The sequence below is a fragment of the Roseovarius sp. genome (assembly GCF_040219995.1).
Taxonomy (GTDB): domain Bacteria; phylum Pseudomonadota; class Alphaproteobacteria; order Rhodobacterales; family Rhodobacteraceae; genus Roseovarius.
On record NZ_JAVJUC010000046.1, the window covers coordinates 125247 to 141280 of the forward strand.

Sequence of the window (16034 nt, forward strand, 5' to 3'; positions counted from 1 at the left end):
CGCGATGCCCCCTCTGTCCTTTCGCCTGAGATCGCTATCCCTTCGGCGCCCCGCATGTCGCAGCCGGGTCTCTCCAGAGTTCATTTGACGGGGCAGGTCCCTTTTGCCTGAGAGTTTCCGGGGCGGTTGCTCCTTCGGCACTGGCACGCGCCAGTTCTCCCTGTCCAGTCGGGGTGCACGCTAGTATACCGCGCGCAGGCCTTCAAGCCCGTTTCATGCAGGGCACGGCTGAAAAGATCGTGAAAAGCGCCTCGTTGTCGCAGACCAACGCATCGAGCGTCACCTCGTCGAGATGGGCATAAAACGCCTCGACCGCATCCACGAGGGCCACCCGCAACCGGCAGGCCGAGGTCAGCGGGCAGGTATTGTCCACATCGGCAAAGCATTCGGCGACGGGGGTGTTTTCCTCCAGCCGACGAAACACCTCACCCACCCGGATCTCCGACATCGGGCGGCCAAGGGTCACGCCGCCGGTGCGCCCGCGCTGCGTGTGCAGGAACCCAAGCTGCCCCAGTTTGTTGATGATCTGCGCCAGATGGCTCTCGGAGGTGTTGCAGCGCTCGGCGATCTCGGACTTGGTGACCAGACGCCCCTCATTGGCCGCGCAGAACATGAGCAGGCGGATGGCGATGTTGGTGCGTTTGGTGATCCGCATGGTGTCCGGCTCCCTTGCTTGAATTCGGCGAGGATTGCCCCGAGACTGATAAGAAACCATGATTCAGATCAAAGGAGCGGCAAAACCTTCATGCAGGATGCATATTTCTTCGGCTATGGCAGCCTTGTGAACCGCGCGACCCATGTGTTTGAGGGCGCGCAGACGGCGCATCTCAGGGGCTGGCGGCGCATCTGGCGGCATACCGATCTGCGGCCCGTTGCCTATCTCACGGTGGTGCCAGACGAGGAGGCCGAGATCGACGGGCTGATTGCGCCGGTGCCCGGTGCCGATTGGCCCGCGCTCGACGCGCGCGAGGCGGCCTATATCCGCGCGCCCGCCGCGCATCAGGTACGCCACGCCCTGCCGCATGCGCCCGAGATCGCGGTCTATACCATCCCCGCCGGCCACCACGGCGCACCGACACAAGCGCATCCCATCCTGCTGAGCTATGTCGACGTCGTCGTGCAGGGCTATCTGCGCGAATTCGGCGAGGCCGGGGTGGCGCGGTTCTTTGACACCACCCAAGGCTGGGACGCCCCCATTCTCGATGACCGCGCCACCCCGCGCTATCCGCGCCATCAGGCGCTGAGCGGCGAGGAGCGCGATCTGACCGACATGCATCTGGCCCGGCTCGGCCCCTCGATCATCGCGGCTCTGGAATGACGCAAGACCGCCCATGGACAGGCCCCGGCAGGCACGCCACTATCTCAGAGTGTAACGGTGACAGGGGGCACTTGCGGTGAAGTTCCATTTTCTCTCGACATGGGCGATGACCCTGTTGCGGCTGAGCCGCAGGCTCTGGCTGCGGGTCAGCCTTTTCGCCCTGCTTGCCGTGCTCGCGGCGGCGGTATCGATCCTGCTCGAAGACCAGATTCCCTCGGCGTTGAAAGACCGGTTCACCACCGAATCGGTGATGCCGATCCTGTCGATCCTCGCCTCTGGCATGCTCGCGGTCAGCACCTTCTCGCTCAACGTGATGGTAACGGCGCATAACGCGGCGGCGCAGCAGACCACCCCGCGCGTGCACCGCATCCTGCTGGCCGACACCACCACCCATACCGCGCTTGCGGTCTTTATCGGGGCCTTCGTCTATGCGCTCAGCTCGATCATTCTGATCAAGTCGAATGTCTATCCCGAAGGCTCGAGTGTGCTGGTTCTCGGCTTCACCGTGGCGGTCGTGGTGCTGGTCTTGCTGGCGCTGTTGCGCTGGATTCATCACCTCAGCGACCTCAGCAGCATGGATGCCACGCTCGAGGCGACCGAGGCCGCCGCGCGCGCCTGCCTCATCCGCGCCCGCCGCCTGCCCTCTCTTGGGGGGGTGGTGATGACGCAGGAGACGGCCATTCCCGAACAGGCCAGCCCGCTCACGGCCCCGGCGACGGGCTATGTGCAGTTCATCGATATGCCGGGCATCAGCGAGCGGCTGAAATCAGATCAAAAGCGCGTCTATCTTTATGCCCGCCCCGGCGATTATGTGATCGAGGACCAGACCATCGGACATGCGATCGGCCTCGACGATGACGGGATCAAGGCTGTCGCGCGCCATCTTACCATCGGCCGGTACCGCACGTTCGAGCAGGATGCCTCCTACGGGTTGCTGGTGCTGTCAGAAACCGCCTCGCGCGCGCTCTCGCAGGGGATCAACGATCCGGGCACGGCGATCGCGGTGATGTGCCGTCAGGAAAAGCTGCTGCTTGAATGGGCGCATGCCGAGCCACAAAAGAAAGCGCCGCTTTTCTCGCGCATCTTTCTGCCCGACACCTCGCGCCACGCGATGATCGAGAACGCCTTTGCCGGAGCCGCCCGCGACGGGGCCGATCAGATCGAGGTCGCGCTGCGGCTGCGCGACGCGCTCGGGCGGATCGCGGACGCCCCGGATCCCGATCTGGCGGAGGCGGCGCGCGAGATGAGCACGCGGGCGCTTGACTATGCCGACGCGGCGCTGCCGCTCGAGCGCGAGCGCAAGCGTCTGCGCGACGCAACCGGCGGGATCAGTTTCTTGCCTTGATCACCTGCAAGAGCGGCAGAACTTTCGCCATCTCCGGCCCGCGCGCCTGACCAGTCAGCGCCAGACGCAGCGGCATGAAGAGGCCCTTGCCCTTGCGCCCCGTCGCGTCCTTGATCTCGGCGGTCCATTTGCCCCAGGTCTCGTTGTCATGCGGCCCCTCGGGCAGGAGCGCCATCGCCTCGGCGATGAAAGCGCGATCCTCCTCTTCAATCACCGGCTCGGCCCCGTCGCGAAACATCGCCCACCACGCCTCAAGATCATTGAGCGTGGTGACGTTCTCGCGCGTGACCTCCCAGAATTGCGGGGCAAGGGCGTCAGGCACGCCAATCTCTGCGATGGTCCCGGCCACCGCCTCATAGGGCCGCGCACCGATGATCCGGGCGGTGAGCGGGAAGAGGTCGTGCTCGTCGAACTTGGTCGGCGCGGCACCGAACCGCTCGATGTCAAACCCCTCGATCAACTCGGACATATCAGTCCGCAGCTCCACCGGATCAGCCGAGCCGAGCCGCGCCATCAGGCTCAGGAGCGCCATCGGCTCCACCCCCCGCGCGCGAAAATCGCGCAGGGAAAGTGTGCCAAGACGCTTGGACAAAGCCTCGCCCTGCGGACCGGTCAAAAGCGAGTGATGCGCGAATTGCGGCGCCGTGCCGCCAAGTGCCTCGATAATTTGGATCTGCGTCGCGGTATTGGTCACATGATCCGAGCCGCGCACCACATGGGTCACGCCCATTTCGACGTCATCCACCACCGAGGCCAGCGTATAGAGCACCTGCCCGTCACCGCGAATGAGCACCGGATCCGAGACCGAGGCCGCATCGATGGAAATCTCGCCAAGGATGCCATCCTGCCAGATGATCCGCTCCTGATTAAGCTTGAAGCGCCAGACGCCATTGCCACGCTCCGCGCGCAGGGCCGCTTTTTCCTCCTCTGACAGGCTCAGCGCGGCACGGTCATAAACCGGCGGGCGGCCCATGTTGAGCTGCTTCTTGCGCTTGAGGTCAAGCTCCGTCGGTGTCTCGAACGCCTCGTAGAACCGTCCCATGTCGCGCAGCCGGTCGGCGGCTTCGGCATAGCGGTCGAGCCGTTCGGACTGCCGCTCGACCCGGTCCCAATGCAGGCCCAGCCAGTCGAGATCGTATTTGATCGCGTCCACATATTCCTGCCTGGAACGCTCCGGGTCGGTGTCGTCGATGCGCAGGATGAAGGTGCCGCCCGCCTTGGCGGCGATGAGGTAATTCATCAGCGCGGTGCGCAGGTTGCCCACATGGATATATCCGGTGGGCGACGGGGCGAAACGGGTGGTGGTCATGGGCGTCTCCTGACTGTCGCGCGGGCTTTGTCACAGGCGCGGGCGATTGTCCAGATTGCGGCGGCTCTAGCCCTGGGTGGGCCAGGCGTGATGCTCGTCGTCGATCACGAAGGCATGCGCGTGCCGCCGCCCGCCATGGGCGCGCAGATGCGGATGATCCTCGGGCAGGTCTGGATGTTCGTGCTCGGGTGCATCTGGCAGACCGGCGGGCCAGAGCCGCGCCGCCAGAGCCAGCCCCAGAGCCGCCACACCTGCAAGCAGCATCAGGGCAGGCCCCATGCCCGCCGCATTCCCCGCCCAACCCGCCAGAGGGTAAGTCAGCAGCCAGCAGGCATGGCTCAGTGCGAATTGCGCGGCAAAGACCGCCGGGCGATCCTCGGCATGGGCAGAGCGGCGCAACAGCCGACCCGAAGGCGTCAGGATGGTTGAATAGAGAAACCCGGTCATCCCCCAGACCAGCAGGAACACGCCCCACCCCGGCAGCCCGCCGCGCCAGAGTATCGCCCCCATCAGGAGGGCCATCACAATCAGGCCACTTGCGCCTGCCATCATCACCGGCCGGTCTGAAAGATGATCAAGCAGGCGCGGCAGGACCAGCGCCGCCGCCATCGAACCCGCGCCAAAGGCGGCCATCGCAATCGCCAGACCGGTCTCACCCGCGCCGTAATCGCCGCGCACCAGCACCACGGTATTGACCAGCACAAATGCCCCGACCGAGGCGGCCGCGAGGTTGAGCGCCAGGAGCCCGCGCAGGCGCGGCGTCGCCAGATAGATGCGCAGCCCTCGCGACAGACGCTCGCGGAACGGGCGCGCCGCTGCCGTGCCGCTCAGGACAGGGATCACCGACACCGCCACCAGAAGGGCGGACCCGACAAACCCCGCCACCGTGCCCAGAAACAGCCAGTGATAGCTCATCACCGTCAGCAAGAGACCGGCCAGCGCCGGGCTTGTCAGGTTCTCCAGGTCATAAGCCATGCGCGACAGCGACAGCGCCCGGGTATAATCGCGCTCCTCGGGCAGCACATCGGGCAGCACCGCCTGATAGGCCGGGGTGAAAGTGGCCGAGGCAGCCTGCAACACGAAGATCAGTCCGTAGACCTGCCAAAGATCGCTGACAAAGGGCAGGCAAAGCGCCACCGCCGCCCGAATGAGATCGGCCCCGATCAGCACGGCCTTGCGTGGCAGCCGCTGCACCAGTGCCTGCGCGACGGGCGAGAGCCCCACATAGGCCACCATCTTGATCGTATAAGCCGTGCCCAGCACCAACCCCGCGCGATCCCCCGCGAAATCATAGGCCAGAAGGCCGAGCGCCACGGTCAGCAGCCCCGAGCCTACGAGCGCCACGACCTGAGCAGCGAACAGGCGGGAATAATCGCGGTTCCGGAACAGGGACAACATGGCTCCATGCTAACCGTTCTGCGGGTCGCTTCGAAAGGGGCAAGCGCGCAGGTGTCCGGTTCTCAAATTTGCGTGACCGTCAATCGTGCTACATGCAACTACGCTATTGTTTGCGAGGAATAACGAAACAGGAGGTTCACATGTCCCGCACCACTCTCACCCGCCGCGCTGTTCTGGGCTCGGCCGCAGCCCTGCCGCTGGCCGCTGTCGCCGCCACATCCGCGCGCGCCACTGCGCCGATGATGGGCGCAGGCACCACGCGCTTCAACCGCGTGACGCTTGGCGACTTCGAAGTCACGACGCTTCTGGCCGCCACCACGCCGCGCCCCGACCCGCATTCGATCTTCGGGCTCAACGTGGACAAGGCGACCTTCGACGAGGCGTCCGCCGCGGCCAACATCCCCACCGATCAGGCGCAGTTCTTCTTCACCCCCACGGTGGTGAATACAGGCAGCGAACTGGTCCTCTTCGATACCGGGCTCAACCCCGAGGGCATCACCTCCGCGCTGGAGGCGGCAGGCTACACGCCCGATCAGGTCGATGTGGTGGTGATCACCCATATGCATGGCGACCATATCGGCGGGCTGATGGGCGATGGTGGCGCAACCTTCGCCAATGCCCGCTATGTGACCGCGAGCACCGAATTCGACGCGTGGGCGGCGATGGACAATCAGACCTTCAACGCCAAGATGCGCCCGCTGGCCGAACAGACCGAGATGATCGGCGACGGGGCGAGCGTCGCCTCAGGCATCACCGCGATGGCGGCGCATGGCCACACGCCCGGCCACACGGCCTATATGATCGAGAGCGGCGGCAGCCAGCTTCTGATCGCGGCGGATTTCGCCAATCACTATGTCTGGTCGCTGGGATATCCCGATTGGGAGGTCAAGTTCGACATGGACAAGGCCAAGGCCGTCGAAACTCGTCGCCGCCTGCGTGGTATGCTGGCCGCCGACAAGATCCCCTTCGTCGGCTATCACATGCCCTGGCCCGGCACCGGCTATGTCTCGGCCAAGGGCGACGGCTTTGTCTACGAGCCGACCAGCTATCAACTTATGCTGTGACAGCCGGGCGGGGGCGGATTTACTTTCCCGCCCCCGCGCCCCATATCGCCGGGATGAAAGACCCGGCACCCAACCTCGCAGAGATCGAAAACATCGCCCACAATGCCCTCGCGCAGCTGCCCGAAGCGTTCAGACGCGCGGCGTCCGACGTGGCGCTGATCGTGACCGAGTGGCCGCCGGCGCGTATCCTCGCAGAGATGGAGATCGATGATCCGCTCGATCTGACCGGGCTTTACGAGGGCATACCGCTCACCGAGAAATCCAGCTTCGACCAACCGCTCGGCCCCGATACGGTCTGGCTGTTTCGCGCGCCGATCCTGGCGGAATGGCGCGACCGGGGGGATGTGAGCCTGGAGAATCTGGTGACCCATGTGGTGGTGCATGAATTTGCCCATCACCTCGGCTGGTCGGACACGGATATCGCCATGATCGACCGCTGGTGGGAATGAGGCATTCCCGTTTCGAATGGCTGACGCCATCCGACCCGCCGGGGGCGCTGCCCCCGGACCCCCGGAATACTTGGGCCAAAAAGAAACCTGGGCAAGGTCAGAGTTGGCCTGCCGCCTGCAACCGCTCCCAGGCGAATTTGACATAGCTGCTGCGGAACGAATGCCCGCCAGGATGCAGGCACAGCTCGAGAATCTCGCCGCGCGGGTTGCGGCGGCTTTGGCATTCGAGGTCTCCCTCGATCAGTTCACCCGCCGGGCTGAAGCCGCCGAGATGTTCGTACATGTCCATCGATTCCGAGACCTTGCCCTGCCAGGTTTCGCGAATCGGTCGCCCCTCGAGCGGCACCGTGGGGTCGCTGCGCCCGTGGATATGCACGAGGCTCGCCGCCGGTGTCTCGCAGCTGTCGGGCGGACCCTTCCAGAACGTACCCGCGATGGCGGCAAAGCCCGCGAACCGCTCGGGCATGGTGCAGGCGAGGTTCCAGACCATCATGCCGCCCGCCGAAAACCCCGCCGCCATCAGCCGCCCTGTATCTATGGGAAAACGCCGCGCGGCATCCTCGATCACCGTCTCGACATAGCGATATTCTAGCGATCCGTCGGCCTCCATATGGCTGGGGGACGAGGGAATGACCCAGTCGTCATCGGCGGATTTGAGCGCGATGAGCGCCAGCCCCATGTCCGACACCATGCGGCGCAGGTTGGCGTTGCGCATCACCGCCGCCGCCGAACCGCGATAACCATGCGCGTAGATGATCGCGCCGACCGGGCCCTTGGCCTGCCCATCAGGCAAAGCGATGCGATAGTGTCGTTCGCCGATACGACAATTGGTATCTGGCCCACAGGCCAATGCGCCCCCGGTCCAGAACAGGACGAAAAAAGCAGGCAAAATCGCAAGATGTCTCATCACTGGCTCCCTCAGACTCGGCAACAGACTGCGCCTGTCAGGCCGTGCATGACAAGTCACAAGCACGTATCGCGCGTGACACGATCACAACTTTGTGAACGCAACTCACGACACCAAGAAACGGATTGGTAACTCTCATGGCTCTTGATGGGCAGTGCGATGCGGACTGGAGGAAGACCCATGAGGATACGCTTGGCATTTTACGCGCTAATGGCGCTTGCTCTGTTCGGCGGACCGGGTGCGCAGGCGCAGTCTCAGGCCGAGTTGCGAACGACACTGCAGGCGGCGTTGCAGCGCAACCTTGGCCGTTCGATGCTTGGCGGCGCGTTGCCGCATGTAGACCTGAAAACGGGAACACTGACCCGGTTCTATCCAACCGAGAACCACCAGGTAATCCTGAAAATGGGCGGAGTGTATGTGATGTGCTCTACCTTGGTGACCGAGGATGGACGAGAGGCGCTGGTTGACTACTACATAACCGAAAGCGACGGACGCTTTGGCGTCATCCGGACCGAGATCGACAACCGCGCGCCGCTGCGCGCATTGATGGAGGCGGGGCACGCCACGCGGCTGGAGTGAGCCGATGACCACGGCCGAAACGACCGACCCACGCACGCCCACCCTAGGGCTATATTTGCGGCTGACAGCGGTGATGGTGCCCACCTTCCTGATCTTCGCCGGATCGGGGCTTTTGTGGCTCAGCGAAAAGAACCTTTTGCGCAGCGAAGAGGCTATGGCGATGCGGATAGGCAATGCCACCTCGCGCGTCGGCGGGGCGCTGGAGCGGTTCAGCGATCAGAACCCCGAGCCGGTCGATTGGCAAAGCCCATATGTCACCGATCTCATGCAGACCCTATTGGGCGATCCCGCGATCCGCTGCGTGCAACTGCTTGACGCAGAACGCGGAGACGTGCTTGCCGTCGTGCCACAGGGGCTAGGCTGCCAGGGGGCCGAGCGCGCACTGTCGCTGCCCTACGAGGTTTATTCCTGGCCAATCACCGAACTGGTTACGCGCTTTGACGAGCGCGAGATTGCAACAGTGAAACGCTATCAGCGCGATTTTCTGCTGCTGTTGCTCGTGGGAGGAATCCTGATTGCGACACTCGCCAATTGGGTGTCATTTCGGGTGATCGTGGGACGCCCTCTGCGCCGCCTGATCGGACGCCTGGAAGACGCCCGAGAAACGGCGATTGCCGCGAACGAGGCCAAATCCGATTTTCTGGCCAAGATGAGCCACGAAATTCGCACTCCGATGAACGGGATCATCGGCATGGCCGATGTGCTCTCAGAATCCGATTTATCACAGGAACAGGCCAGCTATGTGCGCACGATCACCCGCTCGGGCGATGCACTCCTGACGATCATCAACGACATTCTCGATTTCTCGAAAATCGAGGCGGGTAAACTCACGCTCGCGCAGGAACCCTACCGGCTGCGCGAACTCGTCGAGGATGTGACGCAGCTCTTGGCACCGCTCGCCGCCCGCAAGGGGATCGCGCTCTACGGCCATGTTTCCCCCGACCTGCCGGACGTGATGCTGGGCGATGCCGGGCGCGTGCGGCAGATACTCGTCAACATCGCGGGGAACGCCGTCAAGTTCACACTGGAGGGACATGTCGCGCTCGAAGTGGCACGGGGTACTGCCGGCGAGGTTGTTCTTTCGGTTACCGATACCGGTGTGGGCATCCCGAAGGACCAGCAAGCCAACGTCTTTGCAGCGTTCGAACAAGCGGACAACAGCGCCGCACGCAACTTTGGTGGCACCGGCCTCGGTCTTGCCGTCAGCCGCCAGCTTGTCATCTTGATGGGCGGGCGCATCTCCCTTAATAGCCGCGAAGGCCATGGGACACGGTTCGATATCACCCTGCCGCTCGTGCCGGACGGCGGAACAAGAGACGGGCTCTGCGCCGCCCCCCTCGTCTTGCCGGGTGCCGAGCCGCCGATGATCTGGGTGCTTGACCCGCTCGCTGGCCGCAAAAAGGCGATGACGAATTTACTCTCGCATCTCGGGGCCGCGATCGGGGACGCCTCACGACCCGACAGTGCCGCGCCCGATCTTCTGATTCTCGATGAAGCCGCCGCAGTGCCCACAAACACCGCCCAAGTGCCCCGCATCGTTCTATCGGACACACCGACCGCGCCGCCACCGAACGGTGCGATCCTGCGCAAACCCCTGCAAGAGGGGCTTTTCCTGGAAACGGTGCGACGGGTTCTCCAAGGGCAACATAAACTCTCTGAGGGTATCTCTAGGGCAGGCCATCCCGCTGCCCCGCGGATCACCTCCACGAGTGCACCACCAGGTTGGGCAGATGGGCTGGATGTGCTCGCAGTTGATGACAACGCAACGAATCGGCTGTTGCTTGAACGCTATTTCACCGGTTCCGGGGCAAGGCTGCGCCTTGCCAGCGGTGGAGCGGAAGCCGTCGAACTCCAAAGCGAGCGGCAGGCCGATCTTGTGTTGATGGATGTCTCCATGCCGGGGATGGACGGGCATCAGGCGACGGGACTGATCCGCACGCATGAGGCGGCACATGATCAGCCATCCGCACATGTCGTGGCAGTCACCGCCAATGTTCTGGACCAGCATCGGCAGGCGGCACATCTGGCCGGGATGGATGGCTTTCTGAGCAAGCCGCTCCGCAAGGCGGAGCTGATCGCCTATGTGAGTCGCTATCGCGAAACATGGGATCAGCTGAGCTGTCCCGCCAGTGCGACCACATGGCCGCGCGCCGCAGAATAGCCACTCACTACACTTCCGTCGCACCCTCACGCCAACGGTTAATGATGGGATACCGCCGGTCGAGCCAGAAGGCGCGCTTGCTCAGCCGCGCCCCCGGCGCCGACTGAAACCGCTTGTACTCGCTGATATAGAGCAGGTGTTCGACCTTGGCCGCATCCACTGCGTCATAGCCCGCCACGACGCAATCGGAGACTGATCCGTCCTGATCCACGAGGATGTGTAGGATGTCGTCAAGCACCGGGTAATCAGGCAGCGAATCGCTGTCCTTCTGATCCGCGCGCAGCTCCGCGCTCGGCGGCTTGTCGATCACGCGTGCGGGGATGACCGCGCCCTCAGGCCCCTGCATCCAGCCCCGGTGATGAGTATTGCGCCAGCGACAGATCTCGAACACCCGCGTCTTGTAGAGATCCTTGATCGGATTGTACCCGCCCGCCATGTCACCGTAGATCGTGGCATAACCCACGGCCACCTCGGACTTGTTGCCGGTCGTCAGGAGCATCTCGCCGAACTTATTCGACAGCGCCATCAGCAACAGTCCGCGCAACCTTGACTGGATGTTCTCCTCGGTCAGGTCCGGTTCAGTCCCCTCGAAAAGCGGCGCGAGCGTCGCGGTGATCGCCGCTCGACCCTCTGCAATGGGAACAAAATCGTAGCGGCACCCCAGATTTTCGGCGATTGCCCTGGCATCCTCCAGCGAGTCCTCCGACGTGTATTCAGAGGGCAGCATCACGCAGCGCACGTTCTCGGCGCCAATCGCATCGACCGCGACGGTCGCCACGATCGCGCTGTCCACCCCGCCCGACAACCCCAGCAAAACGCGCGAAAACCCCGCCTTGCGCAGGTAATCGCGCAGCGCCAGCACCATCGCATTGTAATCCTGTTCCAAATCATCCGGCAGATGCGCCAACGCGCCCGGCAAAGCCTGCCAACCGGCAGGCCCCCGTTCAAAATCGACATGCGACACGGCCTCTTCGAACATCGGCAGTTGCACGACCAACCCGCCCCCGGGGTTGAGCACGAAAGACCCGCCATCAAAGACCTGATCGTCCTGCCCGCCCACGAGATTGAGATAGACCAGCGGTAGTCCCGTCTCGATCACGCGCGCCACCATCAAGTTCTGGCGGGTCTCAATCTTGTCACGGTAATGCGGCGACCCGTTGGGCACGAGCAGCATCTCGGCCCCCGTCTCTGCAAGCGTTTCGGCCACGTCGTCGTGCCAGGCATCCTCGCAGATGGGGCTACCGATGCGCAGGCCACGTACGGTATAGGGGCCCGTCACGTCGCCGCTTTGATAGATGCGCTTTTCGTCAAAAACGGTCTCATTGGGCAGGTGATGCTTGAACACCCGCGCCGTCACCTGCCCGCCCTGCAGGATGTAATAGGCGTTATAGAGCCCTGCCCCTTCGAGCGCTGGACCGCCGATCGCGATGGCGGGACCATCGGCACAGTCGCGCGCAAGCGTCTCGATGGCGGCGATGGCGGCCTGGTGAAAGGCCGGTTTCATCACCAGATCCTGCGGGTTGTAGCCGGTGATGAACATCTCGGGCAGCGCCACGAGGTCAGCCCCCGCCGCGCGCCCCGCCTCCCAGGCGGCCCGCGCGCGTGCCGCATTGCCCGCAAGATCACCCACCGTGGCGTTCAACTGCGCCAGTGTCAGCCGGAACCGGTCCGCCATGCGCGTGCCCCTTCATCCTGTCCTGCGCCTGATTTAGCAGAACGCCGCGCGAGGGAAAGCCGATTTGCCCGAAACCCGTTGTCACGACTGCTTGCGTCCACTAGATTTGCCGCACCGTCGGGCAATGGGGCGGGATCGGGCATCGGGGCAGACATGACGCGCTTGTTGACACGGACGATTATATTGACCGCCACATTTGCGGTCGCAGGCGTGGCCACCGCACAGGATGGCGAGGTCGAAACGAAACAATATGACGATGGTGGCATCTACGAGGGCACGTTCAAGGACGGGCTCCAACATGGCACCGGCACCTATACCCTGCCCAACGGCTATGAATATACCGGTGAGTGGGTCGAGGGCGAGATCAGGGGCCGCGGTGTGGCGCGCTTTCCCAATGGATCAGTCTACGACGGCGAGTTCGCGCGCGGCAAACCCAATGGCATCGGCAAGATCGTGTTCACCGACGGCGGTACCTACGAGGGCGAGTGGAGCGACGGCAAGATCACCGGTCAGGGCGTCGCCGTCTACGCCAACGGCGTGCGCTACGAGGGCGGTTTTCTGAATGCGATGCATCATGGGCGCGGCCGTATGGAAAGCCCCGGTGGCTATCGATACGACGGCGATTGGGTCAACGGCGTCAAGGAAGGTCAGGCGACGATCACCTATCCCGACGGCGCGATCTACGAAGGCGCTGTGGCGCGTGGTGCGCGCGAAGGTGACGGCAAGCTCACCATGTCCGACGGGTTGATCTACGAGGGCACATGGAAGGCAGGCCAGATCGACGGCACCGGCAAACTGATCCAGCCCAACGGCGACGTGTACGAAGGCGATCTTGTGGCTGGACGACGCGAAGGCACTGGCCGCGTGACCTATGAGAACGGCGATGTCTACGAGGGCGAGTTTCAGGATGATCGCCGCCACGGCCAAGGCACCTTCACCGGAACTGATGGCTATCACTATGAGGGCGAGTGGCGCGCCGGCAAGATTTCAGGTGAAGGCCGCGTGACCTATCCCGATGGTTCGGTCTATGTGGGCGAGTTTCGTGATGATCTCGCCAACGGTCAGGGCAAGATCACCTATCCCGACGGCTCCACCTACGAGGGCGACTGGGTAGGCGGCGTGATCGAGGGCAGCGGCACCGCGACCTATCCTAACGGGCTGGTCTACGAGGGTGAGTTCGTCGATGCCAAGAACCACGGTCAGGGTGTGATGACCTATCCCGACGGCTATCGCTATGAGGGCGAATGGCAAAACGGGCAACGACACGGGCAGGGTACGGCCACGTATCCTGACGGCACCGTCTATGAAGGCGGGTTCGCCGATGGGCAGCGCCATGGACAGGGCAAGATCACCATGCCTGATGGCTTCGTCTACGAGGGGGAATGGCAAAACGGTGAGATTTCGGGCCGGGGTGTGGCCACCTACACCAACGGCGATGTCTACGAAGGCATGTTCCGCGCGGGCAAGCGGCAGGGCGAGGGCACGATGCGCTATTCCAGCGGTCAGGAAGCCAGCGGCACATGGGAAGACGGCGCGCTGACCCGCAACACCGAAACGGCGGACTGATCACACGACGCGCCCGGCGTCGATATCCTCCAGCACCTTGGCGGCCCCGTCGAGCACGGCTGTCCGCCGCGCCTCGTCCATCTTGTCCCATGTGCGATAGACCGGCCCCATTCGTGGATTGCGCCCGAACCGGTCGCGGTGCCGGATGACGAAATCCCAGTAGAGCAGGTTGAACGGACACGCCCCTTCGCCCGTCTTTTGCTTCACCGAATAGGCGCAGGTGGTGCAGTAATCAGACATCTTCGCGATGTAATTGCCAGAGGATATGTAGGGTTTCGAGGCTATGATCCCGCCATCCGCGAACTGGCTCATTCCGATGACGTTCGGTGCTTCGACCCATTCGAACGCATCGGCATAGACGGCCAGATACCACTCATGCACCTGGCCCGGGTCGATGCCTGCGAGCAGCGCAAAGTTGCCTGTCACCATCAGCCGCTGGATGTGGTGTGCGTAGGCCTCTTCCTGCGTTTGCTCAACTGCTTGCGCGACGCAGTTCATCCGCGTCTCGCCACCCCAATAAAACCAGGGCAAATCACGGGTCTGGCCCAGCGTGTTGCGTGCCGTATAGCCCGGCCCCTCGCGAAAATAGATCCCGCGCATGTATTCACGCCAGCCGATCACCTGCCGGATGTAACCTTCGGCGGCATTGATCGGCACCCGCCCCGCTTGCCACTCCTCAACCACACGAGAGCAGATAGCCAAGGGATCAAGCAGGCCGATATTGAGGTACATGGAAATGACCGAGTGATGCACATAGCGGTCATCCTGTAGCATCGCGTCCTGATAATCGCCGAAGCCCGCCAGTAGATGTTTGACGAAATGGTCGAGTGCGCGCTTGGCCTGCGCCGAGGTCACCCCGAACCAGAACGGGTGAATATCCCCGAAATTATCACCAAACCGCGCCTCGACCAGATCGAGCACGTCCGCCGTGATCTCATCCGGGGTGAAGCGCATCGGGCGCGCGCGCAGCATGTCGGATTTCGCTGGCTTACGGTTGTCGTGGTCATAGTTCCACTTGGCGCCCGCCGGTTTGTCACCCTCCATCATCAGGCCCGTCTTGCGCCGCATTTCGCGGTAGAAATACTCCATCCGCAGTTCCTTGCGGCCCTCGGCCCATTGGTCGAACTCGTCAAGGCTGCAAATGAAGCGATCATCCGGCAGTTGCGTCACGGTCAGCGGGGCATTCCCGAGCGCCTCGATCAGCCGCCATTCACCGGGTTGGGTGACGATCACCTCCGAGGTCCCATGCTCTTGCCCGCGGCGCATCAATTCACCGACGATGCTCTTGCTGGCCTCGGGATCATCCAGCAGCGTATACGTGACCTGCCAGCCATCCTCGCGCAATTCTTGGGCAAAATGGCGCATGGCCGACAGGATCAACGCGATTTTCTTGGGGTGATGGGGGACATATGTGCCCTCCTCCATCACCTCAGCCATAACCACGATATCGCGGGATTTGTCGGCCTCGCGCAGTGCTGACAATTCGTGGCTCAACTGGTCGCCCAGCACGAGGACAAGACGCCCTACCATGGCACCCGCGCGCCCTGCCAATCAAAGAATTGCCCGCTATCCTCGACCGTTAAATCGCCGATCACCGACAGCAGGTTCTGCGCCGCCTCTTCGGGCGGCACCGACGGATGTCGACCAAGGTATTTCTCGGTGAACGGCGTCTGCACGGTGCCGGGATGAAGTGCGACGCAAATCGCCTCGCGATGGCTGCGCCCCAGCTCTATAGCCCCGGTGTGGATCATTTGGTTGAGCGCCGCCTTGGCGGTGCGATAGCTGTACCAGCCGCCAAATCCGTTATCCCCGATCGAGCCGACCCGCGCCGAGAGGGCCGCGAAAAAGCAGCGCCCGTCACGCGGCAAGAGCCGCACGGCGTGTTTCAAAACCAGTGACGGGCCGATGCAATTCAGCGCAAACTGATCCATCATCGACTTGGGCGTCACCTGCTTGAGCGCCTTCTCAGGCTGCGCGCCGTCGATCTCCAGCGCACCAGTCGCGACGAGGACCAGATCATACGGCCCGTCTAGCCGCCCCAACCCTGCCTCAACGGAGGATTCGTCGGTCACGTCGAGCCCGTCCGCGCTGCGCGACAGGCCGGTGACCGCCACGCCCCGCGCGCTCAGCGCCTCGGATACCGCCCGCCCGATGCCACCGGACGCGCCTATGATCAATGCCTTATCCATGATCGCAGAGCTAGCCGATGAGGCATAGGCTTCAAGCCTGTTTCGCAGGGGGCGGAAAAATTTCGGGGTTTTCA

General features: G+C 63.4%; 14 protein-coding genes and 1 riboswitch. Of the genes, 7 read left to right on the plus strand and 7 right to left on the minus strand.

The features are described from left to right. Positions 1–84: 84 nt before the first annotated feature. Positions 85–172, minus strand: a riboswitch (glycine riboswitch). A 30-nt stretch (positions 173–202) separates the two neighbouring features. Then, on the minus strand, positions 203–655 hold the full coding sequence (locus tag RID11_RS20335; RefSeq protein WP_350142127.1) for an RrF2 family transcriptional regulator: 453 nt from the start codon (positions 653–655) through the stop codon (positions 203–205). Positions 656–745: 90 nt separating this feature from the next. Here RID11_RS20335 and RID11_RS20340 point away from each other — a divergent pair, with 90 nt between their 5' ends. Continuing rightward, a complete protein-coding gene (locus RID11_RS20340) occupies positions 746–1318 on the plus strand; it encodes a gamma-glutamylcyclotransferase family protein (protein WP_350142128.1) in 573 nt (190 codons plus the stop codon). Positions 1319–1394: 76 nt separating this feature from the next. After that, positions 1395–2663 carry a DUF2254 domain-containing protein gene (locus RID11_RS20345; RefSeq protein ID WP_350142129.1) on the plus strand — a complete coding sequence of 423 codons (1269 nt, stop codon included), beginning with the start codon at positions 1395–1397 and terminating at the stop codon, positions 2661–2663. Here RID11_RS20345 and gltX read toward each other — a convergent pair. Both gltX and RID11_RS20355 read right to left on the minus strand, forming a co-directional pair. Then, a complete protein-coding gene (gltX, locus tag RID11_RS20350; protein ID WP_350142130.1) occupies positions 2647–3972 on the minus strand; it encodes a glutamate--tRNA ligase in 1326 nt (441 codons plus the stop codon). The genes RID11_RS20345 and gltX overlap by 17 nt on opposite strands. Positions 3973–4038: 66 nt before the next feature. Continuing rightward, positions 4039–5370, minus strand: coding sequence for an MFS transporter (locus tag RID11_RS20355; RefSeq protein ID WP_350142131.1), 1332 nt, complete (start codon positions 5368–5370; stop codon positions 4039–4041). Between the two features lie 140 nt (positions 5371–5510). Here RID11_RS20355 and RID11_RS20360 point away from each other — a divergent pair, with 140 nt between their 5' ends. After that, positions 5511–6434 carry an MBL fold metallo-hydrolase gene (locus tag RID11_RS20360; RefSeq protein WP_350142132.1) on the plus strand — a complete coding sequence of 308 codons (924 nt, stop codon included), beginning with the start codon at positions 5511–5513 and terminating at the stop codon, positions 6432–6434. Between the two features lie 53 nt (positions 6435–6487). Beyond that, on the plus strand, positions 6488–6883 hold the full coding sequence (locus RID11_RS20365) for a metallopeptidase family protein (protein WP_350142133.1): 396 nt from the start codon (positions 6488–6490) through the stop codon (positions 6881–6883). A gap of 97 nt (positions 6884–6980) precedes the next feature. On the opposite strand, the gene RID11_RS20370 is transcribed toward RID11_RS20365, so the two are convergent. Further along, positions 6981–7790 carry a CE1 family esterase gene (locus RID11_RS20370; RefSeq protein WP_350142134.1) on the minus strand — a complete coding sequence of 270 codons (810 nt, stop codon included), beginning with the start codon at positions 7788–7790 and terminating at the stop codon, positions 6981–6983. Between the two features lie 180 nt (positions 7791–7970). Here RID11_RS20370 and RID11_RS20375 point away from each other — a divergent pair, with 180 nt between their 5' ends. Then, the gene (locus tag RID11_RS20375) at positions 7971–8369 is read left to right on the plus strand and encodes a hypothetical protein (protein WP_350142135.1); all 399 of its coding nucleotides are present in this window, start codon (positions 7971–7973) and stop codon (positions 8367–8369) included. A 4-nt stretch (positions 8370–8373) separates the two neighbouring features. Next, positions 8374–10530, plus strand: coding sequence for an ATP-binding protein (locus RID11_RS20380; protein WP_350142136.1), 2157 nt, complete (start codon positions 8374–8376; stop codon positions 10528–10530). Positions 10531–10537: 7 nt separating this feature from the next. On the opposite strand, the gene RID11_RS20385 is transcribed toward RID11_RS20380, so the two are convergent. Further along, positions 10538–12205: an NAD+ synthase gene (locus RID11_RS20385; RefSeq protein WP_350142138.1), complete on the minus strand. Its 1668-nt coding sequence runs from the start codon at positions 12203–12205 to the stop codon at positions 10538–10540. Between the two features lie 153 nt (positions 12206–12358). Between RID11_RS20385 and RID11_RS20390 the strand changes: the two genes are divergently transcribed. Next, positions 12359–13771, plus strand: coding sequence for an MORN repeat-containing protein (locus RID11_RS20390; protein ID WP_350142139.1), 1413 nt, complete (start codon positions 12359–12361; stop codon positions 13769–13771). Here the strand turns inward: RID11_RS20390 and RID11_RS20395 are convergent, their stop codons facing one another. Then, complete coding sequence (locus RID11_RS20395; RefSeq protein WP_350142141.1) at positions 13772–15301, minus strand: cryptochrome/photolyase family protein; 1530 nt, start codon at positions 15299–15301, stop codon at positions 13772–13774. It abuts the gene before it with no gap. Then, entirely contained in the window at positions 15295–15960 is a 666-nt protein-coding gene (locus tag RID11_RS20400) for an SDR family NAD(P)-dependent oxidoreductase (protein WP_350142142.1), read from the minus strand. Before RID11_RS20400 ends, RID11_RS20395 begins: the two co-directional genes overlap by 7 nt. Positions 15961–16034 lie beyond the last annotated feature (74 nt).

Excerpts from the sequence above, each read along its gene's own strand:
- RID11_RS20335 (WP_350142127.1), bottom strand. The coding sequence starts at position 655 with ATGCGGATCACCAAACGCACCAACATCGCCATCCGCCTGCTCATGTTC.
- RID11_RS20340 (WP_350142128.1), top strand. The coding sequence starts at position 746 with ATGCAGGATGCATATTTCTTCGGCTATGGCAGCCTTGTGAACCGCGCG.
- gltX (WP_350142130.1), bottom strand. The coding sequence starts at position 3,972 with ATGACCACCACCCGTTTCGCCCCGTCGCCCACCGGATATATCCATGTG.
- RID11_RS20355 (WP_350142131.1), bottom strand. The coding sequence starts at position 5,370 with ATGTTGTCCCTGTTCCGGAACCGCGATTATTCCCGCCTGTTCGCTGCT.
- RID11_RS20360 (WP_350142132.1), top strand. The coding sequence starts at position 5,511 with ATGTCCCGCACCACTCTCACCCGCCGCGCTGTTCTGGGCTCGGCCGCA.
- RID11_RS20365 (WP_350142133.1), top strand. The coding sequence starts at position 6,488 with ATGAAAGACCCGGCACCCAACCTCGCAGAGATCGAAAACATCGCCCAC.
- RID11_RS20370 (WP_350142134.1), bottom strand. The coding sequence starts at position 7,790 with ATGAGACATCTTGCGATTTTGCCTGCTTTTTTCGTCCTGTTCTGGACC.
- RID11_RS20375 (WP_350142135.1), top strand. The coding sequence starts at position 7,971 with ATGAGGATACGCTTGGCATTTTACGCGCTAATGGCGCTTGCTCTGTTC.
- RID11_RS20380 (WP_350142136.1), top strand. The coding sequence starts at position 8,374 with ATGACCACGGCCGAAACGACCGACCCACGCACGCCCACCCTAGGGCTA.
- RID11_RS20385 (WP_350142138.1), bottom strand. The coding sequence starts at position 12,205 with ATGGCGGACCGGTTCCGGCTGACACTGGCGCAGTTGAACGCCACGGTG.
- RID11_RS20390 (WP_350142139.1), top strand. The coding sequence starts at position 12,359 with ATGACGCGCTTGTTGACACGGACGATTATATTGACCGCCACATTTGCG.
- RID11_RS20395 (WP_350142141.1), bottom strand. The coding sequence starts at position 15,301 with ATGGTAGGGCGTCTTGTCCTCGTGCTGGGCGACCAGTTGAGCCACGAA.
- RID11_RS20400 (WP_350142142.1), bottom strand. The coding sequence starts at position 15,960 with ATGGATAAGGCATTGATCATAGGCGCGTCCGGTGGCATCGGGCGGGCG.